Source organism: Comamonas terrae, from assembly GCF_001544075.1.
Taxonomy (GTDB): Bacteria; Pseudomonadota; Gammaproteobacteria; order Burkholderiales; family Burkholderiaceae_C; genus Comamonas; species Comamonas terrae.
Genome location: NZ_BCNT01000005.1, coordinates 192,099 through 216,558 on the forward strand (window position 1 = coordinate 192,099; position 24,460 = coordinate 216,558).

Annotated in this window: 20 protein-coding genes; 6 read left to right on the forward strand and 14 right to left on the reverse strand. The window is 66.4% G+C overall.

The window, feature by feature from the left end:
- Window positions 1–65: 65 nt before the first annotated feature.
- Complete coding sequence (locus tag Cte04_RS09330; RefSeq protein ID WP_066475776.1) at window positions 66–1,670, reverse strand: sensor domain-containing diguanylate cyclase; 1,605 nt, start codon at window positions 1,668–1,670, stop codon at window positions 66–68.
- An 11-nt stretch (window positions 1,671–1,681) separates the two neighbouring features.
- Window positions 1,682–3,748: a molybdopterin-containing oxidoreductase family protein gene (locus tag Cte04_RS09335; RefSeq protein ID WP_066475778.1), complete on the reverse strand. Its 2,067-nt coding sequence runs from the start codon at window positions 3,746–3,748 to the stop codon at window positions 1,682–1,684.
- Window positions 3,749–3,867: 119 nt separating this feature from the next.
- Between Cte04_RS09335 and Cte04_RS09340 the strand changes: the two genes are divergently transcribed.
- Window positions 3,868–5,070, forward strand: coding sequence for a M20 aminoacylase family protein (locus Cte04_RS09340; RefSeq protein WP_066475781.1), 1,203 nt, complete (start codon window positions 3,868–3,870; stop codon window positions 5,068–5,070).
- A 102-nt stretch (window positions 5,071–5,172) separates the two neighbouring features.
- Here Cte04_RS09340 and Cte04_RS09345 read toward each other — a convergent pair whose 3' ends face one another.
- Both Cte04_RS09345 and Cte04_RS09350 read right to left on the reverse strand, forming a co-directional pair.
- Window positions 5,173–6,717 carry an MFS transporter gene (locus Cte04_RS09345; RefSeq protein ID WP_066475783.1) on the reverse strand — a complete coding sequence of 515 codons (1,545 nt, stop codon included), beginning with the start codon at window positions 6,715–6,717 and terminating at the stop codon, window positions 5,173–5,175.
- 42 nt (window positions 6,718–6,759) lie between these two features.
- Window positions 6,760–7,296: a MarR family winged helix-turn-helix transcriptional regulator gene (locus tag Cte04_RS09350; RefSeq protein WP_083526584.1), complete on the reverse strand. Its 537-nt coding sequence runs from the start codon at window positions 7,294–7,296 to the stop codon at window positions 6,760–6,762.
- A 235-nt stretch (window positions 7,297–7,531) separates the two neighbouring features.
- Here Cte04_RS09350 and Cte04_RS09355 point away from each other — a divergent pair, with 235 nt between their 5' ends.
- A complete protein-coding gene (locus tag Cte04_RS09355; protein ID WP_066475785.1) occupies window positions 7,532–7,786 on the forward strand; it encodes an acyl-CoA-binding protein in 255 nt (84 codons plus the stop codon).
- 91 nt (window positions 7,787–7,877) lie between these two features.
- Here Cte04_RS09355 and Cte04_RS09360 read toward each other — a convergent pair whose 3' ends face one another.
- Both Cte04_RS09360 and Cte04_RS09365 read right to left on the reverse strand, forming a co-directional pair.
- The gene (locus Cte04_RS09360; protein ID WP_066475786.1) at window positions 7,878–9,581 is read right to left on the reverse strand and encodes a phosphoethanolamine transferase; all 1,704 of its coding nucleotides are present in this window, start codon (window positions 9,579–9,581) and stop codon (window positions 7,878–7,880) included.
- Between the two features lie 243 nt (window positions 9,582–9,824).
- Window positions 9,825–11,066, reverse strand: coding sequence for an aminopeptidase (locus Cte04_RS09365; protein ID WP_066475788.1), 1,242 nt, complete (start codon window positions 11,064–11,066; stop codon window positions 9,825–9,827).
- Between the two features lie 30 nt (window positions 11,067–11,096).
- Between Cte04_RS09365 and Cte04_RS09370 the strand changes: the two genes are divergently transcribed.
- The 3 genes from Cte04_RS09370 to Cte04_RS09380 all read left to right on the forward strand — a co-directional run bounded on the left by Cte04_RS09370 (window position 11,097) and on the right by Cte04_RS09380 (window position 13,481).
- Window positions 11,097–11,717, forward strand: a complete 621-nt coding sequence (locus Cte04_RS09370) for a hypothetical protein (RefSeq protein ID WP_066475790.1) — start codon at window positions 11,097–11,099, stop codon at window positions 11,715–11,717.
- A gap of 140 nt (window positions 11,718–11,857) precedes the next feature.
- Window positions 11,858–13,120 carry a class I SAM-dependent methyltransferase gene (locus tag Cte04_RS09375; RefSeq protein ID WP_370671024.1) on the forward strand — a complete coding sequence of 421 codons (1,263 nt, stop codon included), beginning with the start codon at window positions 11,858–11,860 and terminating at the stop codon, window positions 13,118–13,120.
- Between the two features lie 28 nt (window positions 13,121–13,148).
- Window positions 13,149–13,481, forward strand: coding sequence for a DUF1840 domain-containing protein (locus tag Cte04_RS09380; protein WP_066475796.1), 333 nt, complete (start codon window positions 13,149–13,151; stop codon window positions 13,479–13,481).
- A gap of 91 nt (window positions 13,482–13,572) precedes the next feature.
- Here Cte04_RS09380 and Cte04_RS09385 read toward each other — a convergent pair whose 3' ends face one another.
- The 8 genes from Cte04_RS09385 to Cte04_RS09420 form a co-directional block, all read right to left on the reverse strand.
- Entirely contained in the window at window positions 13,573–14,562 is a 990-nt protein-coding gene (locus Cte04_RS09385; RefSeq protein ID WP_066475798.1) for a tripartite tricarboxylate transporter substrate-binding protein, read from the reverse strand.
- 193 nt (window positions 14,563–14,755) lie between these two features.
- Entirely contained in the window at window positions 14,756–16,021 is a 1,266-nt protein-coding gene (locus Cte04_RS09390) for a phenylacetate--CoA ligase family protein (RefSeq protein ID WP_066476184.1), read from the reverse strand.
- A gap of 96 nt (window positions 16,022–16,117) precedes the next feature.
- On the reverse strand, window positions 16,118–16,945 hold the full coding sequence (locus tag Cte04_RS09395; RefSeq protein ID WP_066475799.1) for an ABC transporter ATP-binding protein: 828 nt from the start codon (window positions 16,943–16,945) through the stop codon (window positions 16,118–16,120).
- Between the two features lie 244 nt (window positions 16,946–17,189).
- The gene (locus tag Cte04_RS09400) at window positions 17,190–18,503 is read right to left on the reverse strand and encodes an ABC transporter substrate-binding protein (RefSeq protein ID WP_066475800.1); all 1,314 of its coding nucleotides are present in this window, start codon (window positions 18,501–18,503) and stop codon (window positions 17,190–17,192) included.
- 70 nt (window positions 18,504–18,573) lie between these two features.
- The gene (locus Cte04_RS09405; protein ID WP_066475802.1) at window positions 18,574–19,638 is read right to left on the reverse strand and encodes a branched-chain amino acid ABC transporter permease; all 1,065 of its coding nucleotides are present in this window, start codon (window positions 19,636–19,638) and stop codon (window positions 18,574–18,576) included.
- A 145-nt stretch (window positions 19,639–19,783) separates the two neighbouring features.
- Window positions 19,784–20,713: a branched-chain amino acid ABC transporter permease gene (locus tag Cte04_RS09410; protein ID WP_066475804.1), complete on the reverse strand. Its 930-nt coding sequence runs from the start codon at window positions 20,711–20,713 to the stop codon at window positions 19,784–19,786.
- Window positions 20,714–20,723: 10 nt separating this feature from the next.
- Entirely contained in the window at window positions 20,724–21,509 is a 786-nt protein-coding gene (locus Cte04_RS09415; RefSeq protein WP_066475806.1) for an ABC transporter ATP-binding protein, read from the reverse strand.
- A gap of 11 nt (window positions 21,510–21,520) precedes the next feature.
- On the reverse strand, window positions 21,521–23,446 hold the full coding sequence (locus tag Cte04_RS09420; RefSeq protein ID WP_066475807.1) for an AMP-dependent synthetase/ligase: 1,926 nt from the start codon (window positions 23,444–23,446) through the stop codon (window positions 21,521–21,523).
- A gap of 262 nt (window positions 23,447–23,708) precedes the next feature.
- Here Cte04_RS09420 and Cte04_RS09425 point away from each other — a divergent pair, with 262 nt between their 5' ends.
- The gene (locus Cte04_RS09425; protein WP_066475808.1) at window positions 23,709–24,440 is read left to right on the forward strand and encodes a Crp/Fnr family transcriptional regulator; all 732 of its coding nucleotides are present in this window, start codon (window positions 23,709–23,711) and stop codon (window positions 24,438–24,440) included.
- Window positions 24,441–24,460 lie beyond the last annotated feature (20 nt).

The window sequence follows — 24,460 nt, forward strand, 5'->3', positions numbered from 1 at the left end:
GCTTTGCGCTCCTTATTTAGTAGCGTTGGCGATATATGCCGGGTGGCGGCGCTGGCGCTGTCTTGTCAGTCCTGGGCGCGCGGGGCCTCGTACACGGCCACGCGGTTGCGGCCGTTGCGCTTGGCCTGGTAGAGCATGGCGTCGGCCTGCTTGAAGACGCTTCTGGTGCTGGCCTCTCCGCCGGGCCAGCAGGACACGCCCAGCGAGATGGTGATGCGGCCCACGACGGGCAATTCGTTCGCTTCGATTTCGCGGCGCAGGCGTTCGGCCACCTGGGCGGCGCGGTGCAGGGGAACCTTGGGCAGCAGCAGCAGGAATTCCTCGCCGCCCACGCGGCAGGCAATGTCGTCTGCGCGCGAGATCTCGCGCATCTGAGCGGCCAGCTGGCGCAGCACTGCATCGCCGGCGTCGTGGCCATGGCTGTCGTTCACGCGCTTGAAGTGGTCGATGTCGATCGCGATCACGGCAAACGGCGTCTCCTGGGCCTGGAATCCGGCCACTTCGGCATTCAGGTAGCGGCGGTTGCCGAGGCCGGTCAGCGGATCGGTATTGACGTCCTCGCGCAGCTTGCTGATGTTCTTCTGCAGCAGGCCGATGCCGATGAGCATGGCTTTCTTGAGCTCGTGCGATTCAAAGTACCAGGACTTGACCGCGCGTATGGTCTGGTCCGTGCTGGGTTTGTCCATGGTGCGGGCGCCGTTGGCCAGCAGCTGCAGGGGCCTGGCGATGCGCCGGGCGCTCCAGCAGATGGCCAGCAGCGTGAGCACTGCCACGGGCAGGGTCTTGTACAGCACCGTGCGCATCAGCGCGTGCAGCGGCGCCAGCGTGGCCTCCTGCGGACGCTGGGCCACGATGCCCCAGCCGGTGGAGGGCACGACGGCAAAGCCGGCCAGCGTCTCCACGCCCTGGCTGTTGATCACCAGGGATTTGCCGCCATGCCCGGCCGCAATTTCGTCGGCCGCCGCGTTGCCGGCCAGCACGTTGCCCACGCGTTGGTTGTCGGGGTGGTAGATGATGCGCTTGCCCCGGTCCACCACGTAGATGTAGGAGCCGTCCTCGTAGAAATGCGTGCCCAGCAGCTGGTCGAGAATGTTTTCCTGCTTCAGGTAGATGCTGCCGGCCACCATGCCCAGGTACCGGCCGTCACGCGCGAAGATGGGCTGGGAGATGAAGACGATGAAGTTGCCCGCCGCCGACAGATAGGGGTCGCTGATCACCGGTCCCCTGGCGGCCAGCGATTTGCGCACGCCCTCGCTGTCGACCTTGCGGCCCGTGATCTTCAGCGTTGCGGGGGACGTGGCCAGCACCACGCCGCCGGCGTCGAAGATGCCCACCGAGTTGAAGCTGCGCGACTGCAGCTGCAGGCGCGCGGTCTCCTCCTGGAGCCGCGGCGCGTCGTCCATGTGCGTTGCGATCACCTGTGCGGCATAGTCCAGCTGCTGCAGCGCCGACTGCAGGAAATCCTCGGTGCTGCTGGCCAGTTTGGTGGCATAGGCGTGGTTGGCTTCCAGCGTGGTGTCGATCAGCTGCTGGCGCTGGACGGTGTAGCTCGCGTAAAAGGTATTGGCAAAGGGGATGAAGGCGCTGCAGATGGTCAGGGCCAGGATCAGGCGGCGCAGATTCACCTTCTGCGGCGATAGACGCCGGGGCAACCATCGGGTGAAGTCCATGGCTGCCGCCCTCAGCCCGCCATCCGCGTGACTTGCACGGCGCAGTCGTAAAAGCATGGGCCGCGGCCGATATCGGTCAGCTGCTGGTGTGTGAGCTGGTTGACGTTGGTGCCGTTCTCGCCCAGCTTGCGCCACCAGATCCCCAGGCCCACGACCACCCCCTTGCGCGCGCGGCCGTTGAGGCTGGCATGGCAGACATGCTCGCCGCGGTCGTTGAAGACCCGCACCCTGTCGCCGTCGGCAATGCCGCGCGCCGCCGCGTCGTCGGGGTGCAGTTCCAGCAGCGGGCGGCTTTCCATGCGCTGCAGGCTGGCCACATTGACGAAGCTGCTGTTGAGGAAGTTGCGCGCCGGCGGCGAGATCATGGCCAGCGGGTGCCGGTCCGTGGGCGGCTCGTGGTTGGGCAGGTGGTCGGGCACGGTGTTCACGCCCAGGGCGGCCAGGGCGCTGCTGTCGAATTCGCACTTGCCTGAAGGCGTGGCAAAGCCGCCGTCGGCGAACGGTGCCTCGGGCAGCGGGATGCGCGCAAAGCCCTGTTGCAGCAGCTCTTCGAAATCGATAGCTGTCTGCGCAACCGCCGTGCGGCACAGCGCCTCGTCGGATTCCTGGAAATGCGGCGCCGCAAACGCGGCGTCATGGCGGGCCATATGGGCGGCCAGCGCGCGGAAGACGGCGGCATTGCTGCGCGCCTGGCCCCGGGGGGCAATGGCCGGGCGGTTGAGCAGCACGTCGGTATGGCCGTAGCTGCCGTGGATGTCCCAGTGCTCCAGCTGGGTGGTGGCCGGCAGAACGTAATCGGCATGGTCGGCCGTGTCGGTCATGAAATGCTCGATCACCACGGTGAACAGGTCCTCGCGCGCAAAGCCGGCGGCCACCTTGGCCGACTCGGGCGCCACGGCCACGGGGTTGCTGTTGTAGACCACGATGGCCTCGATGCGCGGGCCGAAGCGGCCGCCGCCTTCGTGCAGCAGGGCATCGCCGATCGTGCTCATGTTGATGGTGCGCGGCCGCCGATCGCCCAGCAGCTGCGGCATCTGCAGCCGCGCGCGGGCAAAGGGCTGCGCGCCCGAGCTGGACAGCAGCAGGCCGCCGGCGCGGTGGCGCCAGGCGCCCACCAGCGCGGGTAGGCAGGCAATGGCGCGTACCGCATTGCCGCCGCCGCGCACGCGCTGCATGCCGTAGTTCAGGCGGATGGCGGCGGGCGTCGTCGTACCGTAGTCGCGCGCCAGCTGGCGGATCTGTTCGACGGGCAGGCCGCAGACCTGGGCCGCGCGCTCGGGCGGCCATTGCAGCGCGCGCGCCCTGAGCGGTTCCCAGCCCAGCGTGTGGCGCGCGATGTAGTCGTGGTCCAGCCAGTCGTTGGCGATCAGCTCGTGCATCAGCGCCAGGGCCAGCGCCGCGTCGGTGCCGGGCAGCAGCTGCAGGTGCTCGTGGCATTTCTCGGCGGTCTCGCTCCTGCGCGGATCGATGCACACCAGGCGCGCGCCGTTGCGCTTGGCTTCCTGCGCGTAGCGCCAGAAGTGCAGATTGCTGGCAATGCTGTTGCTGCCCCAGATGATGATCAGCCGGCTTTCGGCAAAAAACTCCATGCGCATGCCCAGCTTGCCGCCGTAGGTGGCGGCCAGCGCCTCGCCGCCGGCGCTGGCGCAGATGGTGCGGTCCAGCAGGCTGGCTCCGAGCTGGTGGAAAAAGCGCCGGTCCATGCTTTCGCCCTGGACCAGGCCCATGGTGCCCGCATAGCTGTAGGGCAGCACGGCTTCGGGCTCGCGCCTGGCAATGGCGTGCAGCCGTGCGGCGATGTCGCTCAGGGCTTCGTCCCAGCTCACCGGCACGAACCGGCCGCTGCCCTTGGGGCCGCTGCGCTTGAGCGGCTGCAGCACGCGCTCGGCATGGTAAGTGCGCTCCGTGTACTTGCTGACCTTGGCGCACAGCACGCCGCCGGTGTGCGTGTGGGCCGGATTGCCCTGCACCTTGATGGCCGTGCCGCCGGCCACGGTGGTGACGAGCGAACAGGTGTCGGGGCAGTCGTGCGGGCAGGCACCGATGACTTGGGCCGGGGTGTCGGTGGGGGTGGGCATGGTGTGGGCTGGTTTTTGGGAAGAAGGTGCCGGCGGGCGGCCCTGCAGCGCCTTATTATGCGTGGGCACCGGCGTCGAATCATGTGGAATTCACGGTGCGTGCGAGAGGAGAGTGCGCCATGGCCTTGCTGCCGGAACTTGAGGAAAGCGCTGCGGCCATTGCGGCCCTGCGCCGCGATATCCATGCCCATCCGGAGCTGTGCTTCGAGGAGGTGCGCACTTCGGACCTGGTCGCAGCCCGGCTGGAGCAGTGGGGCGTCGAAGTTCACCGCGGCCTGGGGCGCACCGGCGTGGTCGGGACCCTCCGCGGCCGCGACGGAGGCGCCAGCGGCAGGGCGATCGGCCTGCGCGCCGACATGGATGCCCTGCCCATGCAGGAGTTCAACACCTTTGTCCACGCGAGCCGCCACGCCGGCAAGATGCACGCCTGCGGGCATGACGGCCACACGGCCATGCTGCTCGCGGCGGCCCAGTACCTGGCCGCGCACCGCGAGTCCTTCGAAGGCACGGTCTACGTGATCTTCCAGCCGGCCGAGGAAGGCGGCGGCGGTGCCCGCGAGATGGTCAAGGACGGCCTGTTCACCCGGTTTCCCATGCAGGCCGTGTTCGGCATGCACAACTGGCCCGGCATGAGGGCCGGCACCATGGCCGTGGGTGCCGGGCCGGCCATGGCGTCGAGCAACGAGTTCAGGATCGTGGTGCGCGGCAAGGGCGGCCACGCAGCCATGCCGCACATGGTGGTCGACCCCGTGCCCGTGGCGGCCCAGCTCATCCTGGCCCTGCAGACCATCGTGAGCCGCAACGTCAAGCCCATCGAGGCCGGCGTGGTCTCGGTCACCATGGTGCATGCGGGCGAGGCCACCAACGTGGTGCCCGACAGCGTGGAACTGCAGGGTACGGTACGGACCTTCACGCTCGAAGTGCTGGACCTGATCGAGCAGCGCATGCGGCAGCTTAGCGAATCCATTTGCCAGGCCCATGGCGCACAGTGCGAATTCGAGTTCGTGCGCAACTACCCGCCCACCATCAACAGCGCTGCCGAGGCCGAGTTCGCCCGGCAGGTCATGCGCGAGATCCTGGGCGACGAGGGCGTCGTGCCGCAGGAGCCTTCCATGGGTGCCGAGGACTTCGCCTTCATGCTGCTCGAAAAGCCCGGCGCCTACTGCTTCATCGCCAACGGCGACGGGGACCACCGCGCCCCGGGCCATGGCGGCGGGCCGTGCACGCTGCACAACCCGAGCTACGACTTCAATGACGCGCTGATACCGCTGGGGGCGACGTTCTGGGTGAAGCTGGCGCAGAGGTGGCTGGCGGCCACCTGAATGGGATTGCAGGCATGAATGGTAGAAGCCGGGGCGAAACCCGGCCTCTGCCTCTTCAAATAGGCATATGGCCCGCATTCTGAGTGCACAGGCTGCAAGACATCATTTCAAATGCCGCTGCACGCTGACCACCACGGCCGCCGCCGCGGCCACCAGGGCCAGCCACTGGTACAGGTCCTGGCAGGCCATGAAAAACGCCTGGTGGTGCACCACGGCGCTCATCTCGGCCAGTGCGGCGCCATGCGCCTGGCTGGCGGTGTAGCCCAGGTGCTCGAAAGCGGCTTGCAGCCTTGCCAGCCAGTCCACGGCGGCCGGGCTGGAGGGCGTGACGCGGCCCATGAGCTCGGTGTACTCGGTGAACTGGCTGTCCTGCAGCGCCACCGCAGCCACGGCCGAGGCGAACGAGGCCATCATCTGGCGCATGATGTTCTTGCTCTGGTAGCCCTTGGCGAACAGGGAGTCGCCCAGCGCGCGGAAGGTCAGGGCCGCCACGGGCAGCACCATGAGCACGCCGAAGAAGCCCTTGACGACCAGCGCCCCGAACAGCGCGCTATAGGGAGCGTCCGGCGCAATCTTGCTCATCCACCAGCAGGCCAGCGCCATGGCCGTGCAGCCGGCCATCATCATGGCGCGCTTGTTGCTCACCTTGCCCGCGTACCGGATGTAGAAGATGGCGACCACCAAGCTGATGGCCGCGGAGAAGCTGTTGAGCCAGCCCGTGGTGACCAGCGGAATGTTCAGGCCCTGCTCGGCAAACTGCGGGAACAGGTAGTTGCTGAAGTTGATCACGAAGTAATACAGCGCGTACAGCGCCAGGCCCACGAGAAAGCCCGGGTGCGTGAGATCGCGCAGGTGCAGCAGCGGCTCGTCGTGCTTCCACTGGTGCAGGCCGAACAGGCCCAGCAGCAGCACGCCGGTCAGCACGATCAGGACCAGGCGCTCGGGCCGGTCGAACAGCTCGTAGCGCGCCTCGGAAAAGCTCCACTGCACGCAGCCCACGGCCAGCACGAACATCAGCACGGGCGCCACCGAGAAGCGCACCGGCGTATGGCTGCGGCCCAGGTGGCGTGGCAGCATCCAGCGCACGCCGGCAGCCAGCAGGCCCACCAGCGGCAGCACGATCCAGAACACCCAGCGCCAGCCCCAGCTGTCCACCAGCCAGGCCGACAGAACCGGGCCGATGGCGCCGACGCTGAAGATGCTCAACATGTAGATGCGCACGGCCCGCGGACGCAGCTGGACGGAGAACAGCAGCGGTATCAGCACCCGCGTGCTGATGAAGAAGGCGCCGCCGCCCATGCCCTGCACGAGGCGGGCCGTGGTCAGCTCCGCCAGATTGGCCGCGTTGGCCGAGGCCAGGTCGCCGGCGCCGTAGAGCAGCAGGGCGATGAGCAGGTAGTGCCGGTAGCCGAAATGGCGCGTCAGCCATTGCTGCAGGGCGATCATGAGCATGCTGCCGATGGCGTAGGCCGCCTGCACCTGGGCAAACTCGCGCGGCGCCACGCCGATGCCGCCCAGGATGTGGGAGGAGCCGAAAACGAACATGCCGTTTTCGAGGAACTCCATGCCCACCAGGGCGCCGAGCAGCCACATCAGCAGGCGTTGCTTGCGGCGATGCATGAACTGTTGCCAGCGCTGGGCTTTCATGGGATGACCTGCTATGGATTCAGACTGTCTTGCGCAGGCCCATCAAGCGTTTGCGCGGATGTTCGCATGGGCACTGTCTGTCGCTTCCCCTGGGGCCTGAGGCTGCTGCAGTCCGCTGTGCACCTGGCGCAGCTGCTGCTGCAGCAACCGCGTGGCCTGCTCGCCCAGGCATGCCCAGGCCTGCAGGTAGACCTGCTGCACCACGGGCACGCAGCGCTGCAGCAGTTGCGTGCCTGCCGGCGTCAGTGCCAGCTGCAGGCTGCGGCGGTCCTGCACATCCTGGGTGCGGACCAGCAGGCTTTTCTTTTCCAGGCCGTCAAGCAACCGCGTGACCTGGGTGCGCGTGGCGTCCAGCGACACGCCGAGGTCGGAGGGGCGCAGGGGCTCGTGCACGCTGTCGGACAGCAGGTGCAGGGCCAGGTATTCGCGCATGTGCAGGGCAAAGGGTGCGAGGGCTTCGTCCACGCGGCGTTCCAGCAGCGTGGCGGTGTGCAGCAGCAGGCGGGAGGCGGCCACCGCATCCCGGTGGCGGGCCGGCTTGCCGGCCAGGATGCGTTCCAGGCGTGAATCCAGACTCATGGCATGCTCTTTATTTGATTTCAAATGAAATTATATCCTTTGCAATCAAATCGGTGGTCGGCACGGATAGACCCTGCGGCCGCAGTGGCCGCCGCGGTTTCCAAGAGACAAAGACATCCCTCATGAGGCATGCGCGCAGATGCCGTATACATGTGTTTAAAAAAGAACGATCGTTCTAATTTGAGCGTTTTTTCGCTACACTGGCTGGGATTTTCAAAACCCAAGGAGACTTGCCATGTCCGACCTGAACGCCAATTTCGAAGCTGCGGTCAAGAATTCCACTTCGATCAGCGAGCGCCCCGACAACGCCACGCTGCTCAAGATCTACGCGCTGTACAAGCAGGCCACCGAAGGCGACAACGAAACCAAGAAGCCCAGCTTCACCGACATGGTGGCGCGCGCCAAGTGGGATGCCTGGGACAAGCTCAATGGCACTTCGCCCGATGAAGCCAAGCAGCAGTACATCGACCTGATCGAATCGCTGCGCTGATCCATTGGCGAAGCTGCGCCCGCAGCCTCCATCCATGAAAAAGGCCTGTCTTGGCAACAAGACAGGCCTTTTGCGTGGCGGCAGCCAGATGTCAGCGGCAGCTTTGCAGCGCGTCCAGCGCCGGCTTGTAGGTGGGGCTGGCCACGTCCAGCAGGCCCAGCACCGTGTGGTAAAGATTGTCGTGGGAGACGGGCTTGTCCAGTTCCTTGCGCAGGCAGGCTTCGCCCACATGGGTGCGTGCGCCCAGCGTGCCCAGCCAGGCGATCATGGGCACGTGCTTTTGCTCGTCGGGAGCGATGGCGTAGGGAATGCCGTGCAGGTACAGGCCGTTTTCCCCCAGCGACTCGCCATGGTCGGACATGTAGAGCAGGCCTGTCTCGTAGCGGGCTTGCTGCTGCGTGAGCCAGTCTATGGTCTGCGCCAGGAACAGGTCGCCGTAGCGGATGGAGTTGTCGTAGACATTGACCACGTGCTCGCGCGGGCAGCCCGACAGCGCGTTGGTCTCGCACTCGGGCTTGAAGACCTTGGTTTCGCGCGTGGAGCGCTTGTAGTAGGCCGGGCCATGGCTGCCCATCTCGTGCATGACCAGCACGATGCCCCGGGCCCGGCGCGCCGGGTCGAGCTTGGCGATGCGCTCGTCGAGGCCGCTGAGCAGCATGCCGTCCAGGCATTCGCCGTCGGTCGTGCACAGGGCCTTGCCTTCGGGCGTGTTCACGCGGTCGGCCGTGCTGGCCGAAGGCACGCGCTCGCACACGCCCTTGCAGCCGGCCTGGTTGTCTATCCACAGCACGGCCAGGCCGGCGGCCTGCAGCACGTCGAGCAGATTGTCATGGTCGGCCTTGGTGCCGTAGAAGCCCTCGCGGCCCAGGTGCGAGAACATGCAGGGCACGGACTCGCGCGTGCTGGTGCCGCAGGAGTAGGCGTTGCGCCAGCTCAGCACGTCGCGCCTGGCCAGCTCGGGGTTGGTGTCGCGCGCATAGCCGTTGAGGCTGAAGTTGGCCGCACGCGCGGTCTCGCCCACCACCAGCACGAACAGCGGCGGCTTGCTGCCGGCCGCATAGCTGGCGCCCAGGGCCGCGCCGCCCGTGATGCTGACAAACGGCCGCTTCTTGTGCAGCACGGGCTTGAGGGCCGTGTCCACCACGGCCAGCACGGGGTTCACGGGGTTGAACATGTAGCGCAGCCACAGGTTGTTGCGCACCACGGGCGCCAGCTCCCGGTAGGAGACAAAGACCGAGGCGGCCAGCAGCGCGGCGGCCAGCACGAACAGGCCCAGGGTGCGCAGCAGGCTGGCGAGCGCGGTGCGGCCGCCGCGTATCGGCAGGCGCCACAGCCACAGGGCCGGGACGCCGACGATGACGGCCACTTCGAGCAGCAGCCTGGGGTTGAACAGATCCGCGCTTTCGCGAACGTCGGTCTGCAGCACGTTGTTGATCATGCCGCTGTCCATCATGGTGCCGTACTCGACCATGAAGTACTGCGAGCAGGCCGCCGTCAGCAGCAGCAGCAGCCAGACCGGTTTCATCCAGCGCGGCCAGGCGGTGAAGCTCAGCAGCAGCGCGATGGCGAAAAACACCAGCGGCAGCGCGCGCAGCACCAGCACGGGCAGGCTGCCGGTATAGCCGTCCAATGTGGGCAGGCGCAGCCACAGCGCCCAGTTGGCGGTGAGCGTAAGCCAGGCCGACAGCAGCAGCACCACGGCTTGCGGGGAGCGCGGCGCGCGCAGGCGCTGCCATAAAGAAGGGGAGGACGAAGCAGGGGGAGGCGAGGATCGCGAAGGCAAAGACTGGGACATTGTTCAAAGCCTAGCCGGGCAGGCTTAAGTGGATCTGAAGCGGATTGCTCAATGGGGGCATTGTCTCTTCAGCCCGGCAATCCCGGGCGGGCCACCGTCCAAAAAGCCCCCGCGCTTTCGGCCTTGTCCGCCCGTGCGGCCCGCCAGGCCGTGAAGCGGGCGCCGATACACGGCATCGGCTGCGCCGCCGAGTTTCATCGCGGCGGCCATCGCGGCCGCTGCGGCAGGCCGGTTCACTGATTCTCAGGGCGCGGCGCAGGCTGCGGGCCTGGGGGTATCTGCGGGCAGGTATTCGCACAGCTGCTGCTGGCGCTGCTCGGCGGGCAGCCTGGCCCATTCGCGCACCTTGCCGTAGAACAGCTGCCAGCCGGCCGGCGAGGGCACGGGGGAGCCCTGCGCAGGGCTGCGGGCCTGCTGCTGCATCTGCGTCCACAAGGCCGTGAATGCCGGCACCCAGTCGTCATAGGCCGCCAGCGCGCCAAAGCTGGCATTGTTGGCCCGTGCCACCCAGTCGTCGGTCTGGCCCAGGCGCTCCAGGTACTGGGCGCGCAGCTCGGGCGTGGTCAGCAGCGGCTCGTCCTGCGCCAGCCACTGGGCGCGCAGGCGGGCATAGCGCGCGCGGAAATCCGCAAAGATTCCTGCTTTGATAGCTGCCAGCGCAGGTGTGTCCTGGGTTTCGCCCTGTTTTGACCCTGGTTGCGGGTGGTAGAGGTTTTGCAGCCGCTCGCGCGTCTCCCGGGTCACGGCGCGCCACTGCTCGCGGCGCGCCAGGGATTTCTGCCAGCGCTCGCGCGTGGCGGCACTGGCATGGGCCTGCAGCCACAGCGGCGTGCCCAGGCGCTCCACGGTGGTGGCAAAGGATTCGTTGAAGGCCGTGTCGTCGGCCACATAGACTACCTGGTGGGCGAGTTCGTGGAACAGCAGGCCGGCAAAATCGCCCTCGGCCCAGCCCGCGAAGGTGTTGAGCAACGGGTCGCCCCCCAGCCAGTTCAGATAGCCCAGCGTGGAATAGGCGGGCACGCCGTAGACGCTGGTTTCCAGCCCCTGCTGCTGCAGCTGGCGCGCCTGCGCCTGCGCAGCCTCCATGGAGAAATAGCCGCGGTAACCCACGCAGCCCGCAATCGGAAAGCACCAGCGGTGCAGCTCCAGGCTGTAGGGCGGCGCGGCCGTGACGTTCCAGACCGCATAACGGCGCTCCAGGTCCGCATAGCGGGTGTAGCTGGCATTGCTGGGCAGGCCCAGCTCGTTGCTGGCGAATGCGCGCATCTTCTGCGCCGTTTCCAGCCGAAGCCGCAGCGATGGCGGCAGATCCGGGCGCTCGAGCCAGGCCGAGATCGGCTGCGCAGCCTGCAGGATGGCCGCCTGTCCCTGGAATCCCTGCCAGTAATAGCCCAGGGACGAGCAGCCCGCCAGGGCCGCCAGGCCGATGGCGGAGGCTGCGGCCCGCAGGCCCGCCCGTCTGACTACACTCGAGCCTTTGGTCATCACCGTTGTCTACCCGTCCGGTTTCGCTTCATGGATCTGTTCACGCTTCTTCTCATTGTCACCACAGCGCTTTACCTGCTCAAGAAACAGGAGCAGCGCAAGCATACGCTGCTGCTGGCACAGCACCTGGGGCGTTTCCAGATCGAAAAACTCATGGGCTCCCTCATGGACGGCTATATGCGCGTGCTCGGCGAGCCGGATGCCGAGCGACGCGCCCAGATCTGGACCGTGCTGGAAAACGCCGAAAGCAGCCTGGTCGCGCAGTTCCAGCGCTTTGCCAAGGAGTTTGCCCAAGTGCCGGCCGAATTGGCGCGCGTGACGACCCTGCCGCTGGCCCTGCCCTATGCCGACCGCGTGTTTCCGGCGGCCACGCTGGACGTGCGCGCGCTCATGGGCCTGCATGCGCAGGCCATTGCGGCGGTGCGCGTGGGCGAGGCCGGGGACGACGAGGAGCGCAAGCGCCGCGCCTTCACCATGACGGCCGAACTCATGCTGATGCAGCACAGCTGCCACTGGTTCTGCAAGAGCCGCACCATTGCCTCCATGCGCCTGCTGGCGCGCCACAAGACGGCCTACGAGCAGGTGCTGCAGTCCGTGGCCCCGGAAACGCAGCGCGGCTACCAGGCCTTGACCGGAATCCGCATCCGCTAGGGGCAACAGGGCGATATCCGCCCCCGCGCTTGAAGTTTTCAGGGTTTGCTTGAACTTGTCATCAATTTGCGTCGATTGCTGACAGATGGGTGAACCGGCCGGCCTTGACCATGCCGGCGGTGGTGTGAAGAATGGGTTGCATGAAAAACCTGTTAAGCACATTGGAACAGCATCTGGTCAGGCTTCCGGTCACTGCTTCTGTACAGCTTTCCACGGGCGAACGCATAGGTCCCGACAACAGCGCGGTGCAGCTGATTTTTCGTTCGCCCAAGGCGCTGGCAGCCCTGGTCGACGGGCAGGTCGGCGCCGTGGGCGCGGCCATCGTGGAAGGCTGGGTCGACGTCAAGGGGCAGGCTCGGGACATCATGGCCGCCGCGGCCGGCATCCTGCAGTCCGACCCCGTCTCGCATACGCCCACCTGGCTGGAGCAGACCGTCTCCAAGGCCAAGTCGCTGGCCATGCACACGCTCACGCGCGACGCAGAGCAGATCCAGTTCCACTACGACCTCTCGGATGATTTCTATGCGCTGTGGCTGGACCCGCGCCGCGTGTATTCCTGCGCCTATTTCAAGGACCTGGAGATGAGCCTGGCCCAGGCACAGGAGGCCAAGCTCGACCACATCTGCCGCAAGCTGCAGCTCAAGCCCGGCGAGCGTTTCTGGGACATCGGTTCGGGCTGGGGCGGCCTCATCTTCTGGGCGGCCGAACACTACGGCGTGCAGGCCCACGGCATCACGCTGTCGCGCAACCAGTACGACTATGTGCAGCGCCTGATCGCCGAGAAGGGCCTGCAGGGCAAGGTGCATGTCGAGCTGCGCGACTACCGGGAGATGGACGGCGTGAAGCCGTTCGACAAGATCGGCTCGGTGGGCATGTTCGAGCATGTGGGCAGCGCCAACCTGCCCGAGTATTTCAAGACCGTCTACACCATGCTCAAGCCCGGCGGACTGGCGCTGATCCACGGCATCACGGCCGGCGGCGTGGGCAATGCCGAGGTGGGCGCGGGCATCGGCGATTTCATCAACCGCTACATCTTCCCGGGCGGCGAGCTCATGCATGTGAGCCGCGTGCTGCACGACATGGGGCAAAGCGGCCTGGAAATGGTGGATACCGAGAACCTGCGGCCCCACTATGCGCGCACGCTCTGGGCCTGGTCCGACAGCCTGGAGGCGCAACTGCCGCAGGCGCAGCGCATCCTGGAGGCGCAATACGACGCCGACAAGGCGGCCAAGGCGCTGCGCGCCTACCGGCTCTATCTGGCGGGCTGCGCCATGGGCTTCGAACGAGGCTGGGTGGCGCTGCACCAGATGCTGTGCACGCGGCCCGACGGCAATCTGCAGACCGGTCCCTTGAAGGGCGCGCAGAGCAGCTATCCTTTCAACCGCGAATATATTTACCGTTAAGAACGTATCCGCGTTCCAAGGATTGCCCATGCTCTACAAGTTCAAATCGCGCGCCACGGCGGACGTCATCATGCTGCAGGCCAACGGCCGCCAGGTGCTGCAAATCATCGGCAAGTCGCCCGACGAGGCCCACGGCATCATCACCGCCGAGCAGATCCCGGCGGCGGTCGCGGCGCTCGAGGCCGCAGTCGAGCAGGACAATGCCCGGCGCCGTGAGCAGGCCCGGGAGGCCGGGCAGGAGGACGCACCGGCAGACAGCGCCCAGCCTGCCGGCGAGGAGGTCAGCCTGGCCCAGCGGGCCGCGCCCTTCATAGACATGCTGCGCCGCAGCGGCGCCGAGGGCCGCGAGGTGGTCTGGTAGGCGCCGGCGGCAGGCCATGAAAAAACGCGGCCTGGGCCGCGTTTTTCGTTGTGGCCGTCCACCCGGGGGCCGGGTGGACGCTGCCGTGCCGTCAGTCGGCGTAGATGCCGGCGGCCTTGATGACCTTGCCCCACTTGGCAATCTCGGCCTCGACGAACTTCTTGTGGCCGGCTGGGGTGATGCGGTCGTCGGAGGCGATCACGGCGCCCAGGGCTTCCTGGCGCTTGATGAATTCGGGGTCCTTCAGCGAGGCCTTCATGGCTTCGTTGACCTTCTGCACCACCTCGGCGGGCGTGCCCTTGGGCGCGTACAGGCCGTGCCAGATGGTCACGTTGAAGTCCTTCAGGCCCAGGGACTGCAGGGTGGGCAGGTCCTTGAGCGCCGGCGTGGACAGGGGCTTGGTGGTGGTCACCGCATAGGCCTGGACCTTCTTGGCGGCAATCTGCGAGGTGGTGTTGGTGGTCTGGTCGCACAGCAGGTCCACCTGGTTGCCCATCAGGTCGGCAATCGCGGGCGCGGCGCCCTTGTAGGGCACGGGCGTCATTTCCTGCTGCAGCGATGCCTGGAACATCAGGCCGCACAGGTGCGAGGCGGAGCCCACGCCGGCGTTGGCCAGATTCACCTTGCCCTGGTTCTTGCCGACCCAGTCCTTGACCTCGGCGAAGTTCTTGGCCGGCAGCGTGGGGCGGCCGATCAGCGTCATGGGCACGTCGTTGATGATGCCGGCGTACTCGAAGTCGCTCAGCACGTTGAAGGGCAGCTTGCGGTACAGCGTCGGGATGGTGGACATGCCGATGTGCGTGAGCAGCAGCGTGTAGCCGTCGTTGCGGGCACGGGCGGCCTTGGCCGTGCCGATGGTGCTGCCGGCGCCATCCGCATTGTCGATCACGATGGTGGCGTTGTTCAGCTGCTTGCGCATGGACTCGGCCAGGTCGCGGGCGACCTTGTCGGTGGGGCCGCCTGCCGTGAACGGAACAATGATGGTAATCGTCTTGCCGGGAGCGGGGTAGCTCTCGGCGTGGCTGCCGACGGCTGCGGTGGCAGCCAGGGCAACGGCGGCGATTTTGAAGATGGCGTTCATAGTGTCTCCCTGCATAAAAACCGATGTGCCGTACGGCGGGCGCCTGCGCCGCCGTACAGCACGTAAGGAGCCCGGATTTTAGAAACAGATGGCAACAGACATAAGCCCTGATGAGCAGGTATTTGTTGGTGCTAACCCTTGGTTCAACCCTTTGTTTTCATTGGTTTTGCGCTGGCACAAGCATGAATGCGCGCTAGCGGTAGGAGCGCGCATCCTCGACCACCTTGCCGTCGTTGGGCAGGCTGCCCGGGGGCAGCATCTGCACCTCGCCGCGCAGCTTGGTGACTTCGCGCAGCGCATCGACGACCTGCTGGGCCAGGCCCGGCGAGGTTTCCGTGGTCTCGACCAGCAGCTGCATGCGGTCGCTGGCCATTTCGCCGCTGACCACCAGGCGCGCCCTGGCGATCTGCGGAAAGCGCCGCACGATCTCGGCCACCTGCTGCGGGTGGACGAACATGCCGCGCACCTTGGTGGTCTGGTCGGCGCGGCCCATCCAGCCCTGGATGCGCGCATTGGTGCGGCCCGTGGGGCAGGGTTCGGGCAGATAGGCCGAGAGATCGCCGGTGCCGAAGCGGATCAGCGGATAGTCGGGGTTGAGCGTGGTCACCACCAGTTCGCCGACCTCGGGAGCCTCGCCCGCCTTCGGCTCGGCCACGGGATCGCCCGTGCCGGGGCGCACGATCTCGACGATGATGTCTTCGCCCAGCACCAGGCCCTCGCGCGCCGCGGTCTCGTAGGCGATCAGGCCCAGGTCGGCCGTGCCATAGCACTGGTAGCCGGCCACGCCCCGCGCCGCAAACCAGTCGCGCAGCGAGGGCGGGAAGGCCTCGGCCGAGAGCAGGGCCTTGGTCACGCTGGGCAGCTGCACGCCCATTTCGGCAGCTTTCTCCAGAATGATCTTGAGGAAGCTGGGCGTGCCCACATAGCCGGCCGGGCGCAGGTCGGCCATGGCCTGTACCTGCTGCTCCGTCTGGCCGGTGCCGCCAGGGAACACCGTGCAGCCCAGCGCGTGGGCGCCGGTCTCCATCATGGATCCCGCGGGCACGAAGTGGTAGGAAAAGCAGTTGTGCACCAGATCGCCCGCGCGAAAGCCCGCGGCGAACAGCGCGCGGGCCATGCGCCAGTAGTCGGCGCGGCGGCTTTCGGGTTCGTAGATGGGGCCGGGGCTGGCGAAGACGCGCGGCATGTCCCGGCCGGTGTGGATGGCGTTGAAGCCGCCGAAGACCTGGTCGGGCCTGTGCGCCGTCTGGCGCTCCAGCAGCTCGCTCTTGCGCGTGACCGGCAACTGCGCCAGGGCCTGGCGCGAAGTGATGGCGGCGGCATCGATGCCCTGCAAAATTGCGGCAAACGCGCCCGAGCGCTGCTGGGCATGGGCGATCTGCCCGGGCAGCCGGGCCATGAGTTCCGATTCGCGCTGCGCGGGGCTGCGGGTTTCCAGGCTGTCATAGAACTGGCTCATCATCGATCTCCTGCACGCATTTCAAGAATTTCGGGCGAAAAGGCCTCTGCCGCAGGCGTGATGTGCGGCAAATGCTATTGATTAATGAGTTGCTGCTCAGGCTAGCCAGCGTTTGCGGCGCTTGTAGCTTTTCACGTCCTTGAAGCTCTTGCGCTCGCCGCCGCCCACGCCCAGGTAGAACTCCTTGACGTCCTCGTTGCTGGCCAGGTCGCGGGCCGAGCCGTCCATGACGATGCGGCCGCTTTCCATGATGTAGCCGTAGTCGGCGTACTTGAGCGCCATGTTGGTGTTCTGCTCGGCCAGCAGGAAGGTGACCTTCTCCTTGTCGTTGAGGTCCTTGACGATGTGGAACACCTCGTCCTCGATCTGCGGCGCCAGGCCCATCGAGGGTTCGTCCAGCAGCACCATGCGCGGGTTGCTCATCAGCGCGCGGCCGATGGCGCACATCTGCTGCTCGCCGCCCGAGGTGTAGGCCGCCTGGCTGGTGCGCCGGGTCTTGAGGCGCGGAAAGTAGTTGTAGACCTTCTCGAGATTGGCCGCGATCTCGCCGCGGTCGGTGCGCGTGTAGCTGCCGGTGAGCAGGTTTTCCTCGATGGTCAGGTGGGCAAAGCAGTGGCGCCCTTCCATGACCTGCACCACGCCGCGCTTGACCAGCTCGGCCGGCGAGAGGTTGGCGATCTGCTCGCCCTCCAGCGTGATGCCGCCCTTGGTGACTTCGCCGCGCTCGCCCTTGAGCAGGTTGGAGATGGCGCGCAGCGTGGTGGTCTTGCCCGCGCCGTTGCCGCCGAGCAGGGCCACGATGCTCCGGTGCGGCACCTGCAGGGACACGCCCTTGAGCACCAGGATCACATGGTTGTAGATGACCTCGATGCCGTTGACTTCCACCAGCGGCGCCGCCGTGGATGCGGGGTTGGATGTGCTCATGGCCTCACCGTTTGCTATTGAAAAAGAAGCTGTTATCTCTTGTTGTGCAATGGTTTCAAATTCAAATGAAATTGAAACTGTTTTAAATCAAACGCAAAACGCTATGGTTTTTGAGTGATCGTTGCGCCAAAAAGCTGGCGCGACCCAAGTCAGGGACAGCGAGCAAGGGCCGCCCCGCAGCGAAGCTGTCGTCCCCCTCCCTTAGCGCGAAGCGCGTAGAGAGAGAGGGAAGGCGCGTAGCGCCTCAGGGGGTGCAAGTCCTTATCGGCAGGTTCTTTTCCTTGGCGTACTTCTCGCCGTACTCCTTGACCAGCGGATCGATCAGGCTCTTGTCGGCCTGGTACCAGTCGGAAACGGCCTTGAACTTGCTGCCGTCCCACTGCGCGATGCGCGACCAGTCGGCGCCCAGGTGGTTCTCGCAGCTGGTCTTGAAGGGGCGCAGGATCTTGCCGAAGCCCAGCTCGTTCAGGCGCTCCTGCGTGAGGTTGAGGTTCTCCAGGCCCCAGCGCACCTGCTCGGACGTCATCACCTTGCCCTTGCCGAACTTCTCCTGCGCGGTGCGGATGGCTTCCACTTGCAGCATGGCGATCACCATGCCGCGGGTGTGCGCCAGCGCCCCCAGCTCCTTGGCGTCCTTGGCCGTGCCCTGGCCCTTGTCGTAGACCATGGCCTTGACCTCGTCGTGCACCTTGTCGTGCTCGGCCGTGTTGTGGATGGTCACGGTGTTGTAGCCCTTGGCGCCGGCGCCGATGTCCTTCACGTCATGGTCCGAGCCGGCCCACCAGATGGCGTACATCTTCTCGCGCGGGTAGCCCGTGGCCTGGGCCTCGCGCACGGCCGTGGGCGTCATCACGCCGGCCGACCACAGCAGCACATAGTCGGGGCGCTGCTGGCGCACCTGCAGCCAGGTGGATTTCTGCTCCACGCCGGGCGCGGTCACGGGCAGCAGCATCAGCTCGAAGCCTTCCTTGGCGGCGCGCTTTTGCAGCAGCGGGATGGGCTCCTTGCCGTAGGGCGAGTCGTGGTAGACCAGGGCGATCTTTTTGCCCTTGAGGCTGCCCTTTTCCTTCTTCAGGATGTCCTGGATCATCGAGTCGGCCGCGGTCCAGTAGTTGCCCAGCAGCGGGAAGTTCCACTCGAACGCGCGGCCGTCGGCCGACTGCGACAGGCCGTAGCCGGGCGTGACCACGGGCATCTTGTCGCCGGGTGCCTTGGCGCTCACCGCGAAGGTGATGCCGGTGGACTGCGTGTCGAAGCTGGAGACACCGGGCTTGACCTTGAAGCGCTCGTAGCACTCCACGCCCTTGGCCGTGTCGTAGGCGGTCTCGCACTCCTCGTAGGCGATCTTCACGCCGTTGATGCCGCCCTTGGCGTTGACCAGCTTCAGGTAGTCCTGCTTGCCGTCGCCCCAGGGAATGCCCAGCGGCGCGAACTGGCCGGTGCGGTACACCAGCAGCGGCACGAACTGCTCCTGCGCCTGGGCCGCGGGCGAGGCCATCAGGGCGCCCATGCCGGCTGCCACGGTGGCCGCGGCGATCGCAACTTTCTTGAACATCATGAACAGGTCTCCTTGGGTTGTGTGGGACGGCGTCCCGGGCAGGCACTCTGCGGTGTCTTGGTGGTTGAAATCAGTGGGGAAAAGGCCAGACGCGCAGCTTTTGCCGGGCGGTGGCCCAGAGCTTGGCCAATCCGTGAGGTTCCACAATCAGGAAGAACACGATGAGGGCGCCGAAGATCATGTGCTCGAGGTAAGTGGCCGTGGCCGTGGACAGCGGCAGGCCCAGCCAGTGCGGCACATGGTTGAGCAGCAGCGGCAGCAGCACGAAGAAGGCCGCGCCGAAGATGCTTCCCACCACCGAGCCCAGGCCGCCGATGATGATCATGAACAGCAACTGCAGCGAGCGGTCCAGGCTGAAGGCCGCGGGCTCCCAGGCGCCCAGATGCACGAAGCCCCAGAGCGCGCCCGCGATGCCGACGATGAAGCTGCTGACCGCAAAGGCCGAGAGCTTGGCATAGACGGGGCGGATGCCGATCACGCTGGCGGCCACGTCCATGTCGCGCATGGCCATCCATTCGCGGCCGATGGCGCTGCGCACCAGGTTCTTGGCGGCCAGGCCCAGCACGCAGAGGATGGCCAGGCACAGCAGGTATTTCTCCAGGGGCGTGTCGATCTGCCAGCCGGCGATTTCCAGCGGCCTGGCGCTCACCGAGCCCGAGGAGGAGTTGTTGGTCACCCAGGCGGCGCGCGTGGTCAGCCAGTCCACGAAGAACTGGGCCGCCAGCGTGGCCACGGCCAGGTACAGGCCGCGGATGCGCAGCGACGGCAGGCCGAACACCACGCCGAACACCATGGCGATCAGGCCGCCGCCGATCAGCGCGAGCAGCAGCGGCATGCCCTCGATGCGCGCCTGCAGGTTGTAGGCCGCGTACGCCCCCACGGCCATGAAGGCCGCCGTGCCCAGCGAGATCTGGCCGCAGTAGCCGACCAGGATGTTCAGGCCCAGCGCCCCCAGCGACATGATGACGAAGGGAATCAGAATGGCCTGGAAGGTGTAGTCGCTGGCGACGAAGGGAATGACCAGGAAGGCCACGGCCAGCAGCAGCCCGATCGCATAGCGGTCCTGCGCGACCGGGAAGATCTGCTGGTCGGCCGCGTAGCTGGTCTTGAACTGGCCGTTTTCACGATAGAACATGGGTCAGCCTTTCCGTCTTACACGCGGTCAATGATCTTGTACACATGGGCGCAACCTGCGGTTGCCAAGTGCGACGTACCGTCGCACTTGCGGTATTCGCGGCGCGAATACCGCGCCGACTTCGCAAAATCATGGCTCTCGTATTTCATACGCGATCAATGATTTTGTCGCCGAACAGCCCCTGGGGCCGCACCAGCAGGAAGCACAGCGCCAGGCCGTAGGCGAACCAGGTCTCGATGCCCCCGCCCACCAGGGGGCCCAGGTAGACCTCGGAGAGCTTCTCGCCCACGCCGATGATCAGGCCGCCGATGATGGCGCCGGGCAGCGAGGTCAGGCCGCCCAGGATCACCACGGGCAGGGCCTTGAGGGCCACCAGCGACAGCGAGTACTGCACGCCCAGCTTGGAGCCCCAGATGATGCCCACCACCAGGGCCACGCCGCCGGCCACCGACCAGACGATGACCCAGATGTAGGGCAGCGGGATGCCGATGGACTGGGCGGCCTGGTGGTCGTCGGCCACGGCGCGCAGCGCGCGGCCGGTCTTGGTCTTCTGGAAGAACAGGCTCAGCGCGATGACCAGGATGGCCGCCACGCAGGCCGCGTACAGGTCCTCGAGGCTGACCATCACGCCGCCCTGGAACAGGCCGTCGAGGATGAAGGCCGGGTCCTTGGGCATGCCCACGTTGATGCTGTAGACCTCGCTGCCGAAGACCATGGGGCCCAGGCCGTCGAGCAGATAGGCAATGCCCAGCGTGGCCATCAGCAGCGTGATGGGCTCCTGGTTCACGAGATGGCGCAGCGCCAGCCGCTCGATCAGCCAGGCCACGACGACCATCAGCGCCAGCGTGACCGCGATGGCCAGCAGGTTGCCGACAAAGCCGGGCTCCATGCCCAGCCAGAGCGGTATCCATTGCGAAAAGCGCGCCATGGCCAGGGCCGAGAACAGCACCATGGCGCCCTGGGCGAAGTTGAAGACGCCCGAGGCCTTGAAGATCAGCACGAAGCCGATGGCGATCAGCGCGTAGAGCAGGCCCACCATGAGGCCGCCGAACAAGGTTTCGAGAAAAAATCCCATCTCTGTCCCCTCAATGGCCAGCGCCAAGGTAAGCGCGAATCACGTCTTCGTTGTTGCGCACCTCGTCGGGCGCGCCGTCGCCGATCTTCTTGCCGTAGTCCAGCACCACCACGCGGTCGCTGATGTCCATGACCACGCCCATGTCGTGCTCGATCAGCACGATGGTGGTGCCGAATTCGTCGTTCACGTCGAGGATGAAGCGGCACATGTCCTGCTTTTCCTCCACGTTCATGCCGGCCATGGGCTCGTCCAGCAGCAGCACCTGGGGCTCCATGGCCAGGGCCCGGCCCAGGTCCACGCGCTTTTGCAGGCCGTAGGGCAGCTGGCCCACGGGCGTCTTGCGCCAGGCCTGGATCTCCAGGAAGTCGATGATGTGCTCGACGAACTCGCGGTGCCGGATCTCCTCGCGCTGCGCCGGCCCCAGGCGCAGGGCCTGCAGCAGCAGGTTGCTTCTGATCTTGAGGTTGCGCCCGGTCATGATGTTGTCGATCACGCTCATGCCCTTGAACAGCGCCAGGTTCTGGAAGGTGCGCGCCACGCCCATCTCGGCCACCTGGCGGCTGTTCATGTGGCTGAAGGTCTGGCCGCGGAAGGTGATCGAGCCCTCCTGCGGCGTGTAGACGCCGTTGATGCAGTTGAGCATGGAGCTCTTGCCGGCGCCGTTGGGACCGATGATGGAGCGGATCTCGTGCTCGCGCACGTTGAACGAGATGTCGGTCAGCGCCTTCACGCCGCCGAAGCGCAGGCTGATGTTCTGGATGTCCAGGATGACGTCGCCGATCTTTCTGGTGCTCATGGCTTCCTCCCTCAGGCGCGGGCCGGATGCAACTGTGCATCCAGGATCTGCAGCGTGGCGCTGACGCTGCCGGTGCGGCCGTCCTCGAACTTGACCTGGGTCTCTATGAACTGCTCCTTGCGGCCCTCGTACAGCGCGTCGACCAGCACCTTGTACTTGTCGGCGATGAAGTTGCGCCGCACCTTGCGGGTGCGCGTGAGCTCGTCGTCGTCGGGGTCCAGCTCCTTGTGCAGCACGAGGAAGCGCGCCACCTGGGTGTCGGCCATGCCGGGCTCGGCGGCCAGGTCGGCGTTGACCTGGGCGATGCAGTCGGCCACCAGCTCCAGCACCTTGGCCTTGGAGGCCAGGTCCACATAGCCGCCGTAGGGCAGGCCCTGGCGCTCGGCCCAGTTGCCCACGGCCTCGTAGTCGATGTTGATGAAGGCGCAGACCTGGTCGCGGCCGTGGCCGAAGCACACGGCTTCCTTGATGTGGGGAAAGAACTTGAGCTTGTTCTCGATGTAGTTGGGCGCGAACATGGCGCCGCGGCGGGTCTGGCCCACGTCCTTGGCGCGGTCGATGATGCGCAGCTGGCCGCCGGCGTCGATCACGCCGGCATCGCCCGTGTGGAACCAGCCGTCGCCGTCGATGACCTCGGCCGTGGCATCGGGCCTTTTGTAGTATTCCTTGAGCACCGAGACGCCCTTGACCAGCACCTCGCCGCTGGGCGCGATCTTCAGCTCGATCCCCGGCGCGGCCTGGCCCACGCTGGCCAGCGCCACCTGGCCGTCGCGCTGCAGGCAGACATAGGCGCAGGTCTCGGTCTGGCCGTAGAACTGCTTGAGGTTGATGCCGATGGAGCGGAAGAAGCGGAACAGCTCCGGCCCGATGGCTGCGCCCGCGGTATAGGCCACGCGGATGCGCGACAGCCCCATGGCGTTGCGCAGCGGGCCGTAGACCAGCAGGTCGCCGGCCTTGTACTTGAGCCGGTCCGGCAGGCCCACGTGCTTGCCGTCCAGGAGGTCCGAGCCCACGCGGCGCGCCAGCCGCATGCAGCGCTCGTAGAGCCAGCGCTTGACGGGCGCGGCGTCTTCCATGCGGATGGAGATCGATGTCAGCATGCCCTCGAAGACGCGCGGCGGCGCGAAATAGTAGCTGGGCCCGATCTCGCGCATGTCGATGCCCACCGTGCTGGCGGACTCGGGGCAGTTGATGGTGTAGCCCGCCACCAGCCACTGCGCGAACGAGAACAGATGGTCGCCCACCCAGGCCGGCGGCAGGTAGGAGATGATGCTGTCGGCCGGGCCCAGCCGGTCCACCTCGGCCGCGCCGCGCGCCGCGCCGATGAAGCTCGCGTGCGTCTGGCACACGCCCTTGGGCTTGCCCGTGGTGCCCGAGGTGTAGAGGATGACGGAGATGTCCTCGCCCGACAGGGCCTGCAGCATCTGCTCGTAGGCATCGGGGTTCAGGGCTTCCCATTCACGGCCGAGCTTGAGCAGTGCCTCGATGCCGATCAGGCCCGGCTGGTCGTAGTTGCGCAGGCCACGCGGGTCGTCGTAGAGGATGTGGGCGATGGAGGCCACGGATTCGCGCACTTCCAGCAGCTTGTCCACCTGCTCCTGGTTCTCGGCGAAGGCGAAGGCGATTTCCGCATCCTCCATCACGAAGCGCATCTCGGCCGCCACGGCATCCTGGTACAGCGGGATAGGCACCGCGCCGCAGACCTGCACGGCCAGAAATCCCAGGTACACATGGGGCCGGTTGTCGCTGATGAAGGCCAGGTTCTGCCCGCGCTGCAGTCCCAGGGCGCGCAGGCCGCAGGCCATGTGGCGCACGGTCTGCTCGGCTTCGCGCCAGCTCCAGGTTTGCCAGATGCCGTATTCCTTCTCGCGCAGGGCCGGGGCATCCGGGCGCTCTGTCGCATGCCTGAGCAGCAAATGCGGGAACGTGGTGGTCATTCCTAGTCCTCTGTGGGCAGTCTCGGGGGTCGAACAGCGGGCCGCTTGTGGACCGCGCACCGGTTTGGGGGGCTCTGTGCACGAAAGTCTCGCAGGCATCGTATGGGCGACTTTGACGCCAAGATGTCTGTTTGACGACAATTCGGGGGTAACTCATCATCGGGAAAATACGCTGTAACAAATGCTGCTCAAAAGGGCGCATTTGCTGACTCGTGGAAATCCCGCTTTTGCGGGACCGGGCCTTTGGCAATGCTTGCTGCCCATGAGCCAAGAACTGTCCCTGCACCAAAGGCGCCGCAAGCCGCTGGCTTCCGAGCTGGACGGCATACCGTGGTGGCCGGTGCTGCAGCCGCTGGAGCGCGAGACCGTATCGCGCGTGCTGGTGGTCGGCGACGCCGATCCCGGCGATTACGTCTGCCGCATGGGCCGCGCGCCGACCTACTGGTTCGGCGTGGTCGACGGCCTGCTCAAGATGAACACGGACAGCGCCGACGGCGCGAGCATGACGCTGGCCGGCCTGCCGCCCGGCGGCTGGTTCGGCGAGGGCACGGCCATCAAGCGCGAGCCCTACCGCTACAACGTGCAGGCCATCCGCAGGAGCGTGGTCGGCGGCCTGCCCATAGACACCTTCCACTGGCTGCTCGACCATTCCATAGGCTTCAACCGCTTCGTGATGAGCCAGCTCAACGAGCGCCTGGGCCAGTTCATCGCGGCGCGCGAGATCGACCGCATGAGCAACCCCGACCTGCGCGTGGCGCGCAGCCTGGCCGCGCTGTTCAACCCCTTGCTTTACCCGGGCGTGGGCGAGGTGCTGCGCATCACCCAGCAGGAGCTGGCCAATCTCGTGGGACTGTCGCGCCAGCGGGTCAACGAGGCCCTGGCCGTGCTGCAGCGCGAGCAGGTCATCATGGTCGAATACGGCGGTCTGCGCGTGCTCGACATCGAGGCGCTGCGCCACGGGGAATTCAGCTCGCCGAAGAAGGTAGCCGCTTGAGGCCGGGCATGCTGCCGCTC

Bases quoted from the DNA above. Each gene is read 5' to 3' on its own strand.
- Cte04_RS09330 (WP_066475776.1), bottom strand. From the start codon at position 1,670: ATGGACTTCACCCGATGGTTGCCCCGGCGTCTATCGCCGCAGAAGGTG.
- Cte04_RS09335 (WP_066475778.1), bottom strand. From the start codon at position 3,748: ATGCCCACCCCCACCGACACCCCGGCCCAAGTCATCGGTGCCTGCCCG.
- Cte04_RS09340 (WP_066475781.1), top strand. From the start codon at position 3,868: ATGGCCTTGCTGCCGGAACTTGAGGAAAGCGCTGCGGCCATTGCGGCC.
- Cte04_RS09345 (WP_066475783.1), bottom strand. From the start codon at position 6,717: ATGAAAGCCCAGCGCTGGCAACAGTTCATGCATCGCCGCAAGCAACGC.
- Cte04_RS09350 (WP_083526584.1), bottom strand. From the start codon at position 7,296: ATGAGTCTGGATTCACGCCTGGAACGCATCCTGGCCGGCAAGCCGGCC.
- Cte04_RS09355 (WP_066475785.1), top strand. From the start codon at position 7,532: ATGTCCGACCTGAACGCCAATTTCGAAGCTGCGGTCAAGAATTCCACT.
- Cte04_RS09360 (WP_066475786.1), bottom strand. From the start codon at position 9,581: ATGTCCCAGTCTTTGCCTTCGCGATCCTCGCCTCCCCCTGCTTCGTCC.
- Cte04_RS09365 (WP_066475788.1), bottom strand. From the start codon at position 11,066: ATGACCAAAGGCTCGAGTGTAGTCAGACGGGCGGGCCTGCGGGCCGCA.
- Cte04_RS09370 (WP_066475790.1), top strand. From the start codon at position 11,097: ATGGATCTGTTCACGCTTCTTCTCATTGTCACCACAGCGCTTTACCTG.
- Cte04_RS09375 (WP_370671024.1), top strand. From the start codon at position 11,858: ATGAAAAACCTGTTAAGCACATTGGAACAGCATCTGGTCAGGCTTCCG.
- Cte04_RS09380 (WP_066475796.1), top strand. From the start codon at position 13,149: ATGCTCTACAAGTTCAAATCGCGCGCCACGGCGGACGTCATCATGCTG.
- Cte04_RS09385 (WP_066475798.1), bottom strand. From the start codon at position 14,562: ATGAACGCCATCTTCAAAATCGCCGCCGTTGCCCTGGCTGCCACCGCA.
- Cte04_RS09390 (WP_066476184.1), bottom strand. From the start codon at position 16,021: ATGAGCCAGTTCTATGACAGCCTGGAAACCCGCAGCCCCGCGCAGCGC.
- Cte04_RS09395 (WP_066475799.1), bottom strand. From the start codon at position 16,945: ATGAGCACATCCAACCCCGCATCCACGGCGGCGCCGCTGGTGGAAGTC.
- Cte04_RS09400 (WP_066475800.1), bottom strand. From the start codon at position 18,503: ATGATGTTCAAGAAAGTTGCGATCGCCGCGGCCACCGTGGCAGCCGGC.
- Cte04_RS09405 (WP_066475802.1), bottom strand. From the start codon at position 19,638: ATGTTCTATCGTGAAAACGGCCAGTTCAAGACCAGCTACGCGGCCGAC.
- Cte04_RS09410 (WP_066475804.1), bottom strand. From the start codon at position 20,713: ATGGGATTTTTTCTCGAAACCTTGTTCGGCGGCCTCATGGTGGGCCTG.
- Cte04_RS09415 (WP_066475806.1), bottom strand. From the start codon at position 21,509: ATGAGCACCAGAAAGATCGGCGACGTCATCCTGGACATCCAGAACATC.
- Cte04_RS09420 (WP_066475807.1), bottom strand. From the start codon at position 23,446: ATGACCACCACGTTCCCGCATTTGCTGCTCAGGCATGCGACAGAGCGC.
- Cte04_RS09425 (WP_066475808.1), top strand. From the start codon at position 23,709: ATGAGCCAAGAACTGTCCCTGCACCAAAGGCGCCGCAAGCCGCTGGCT.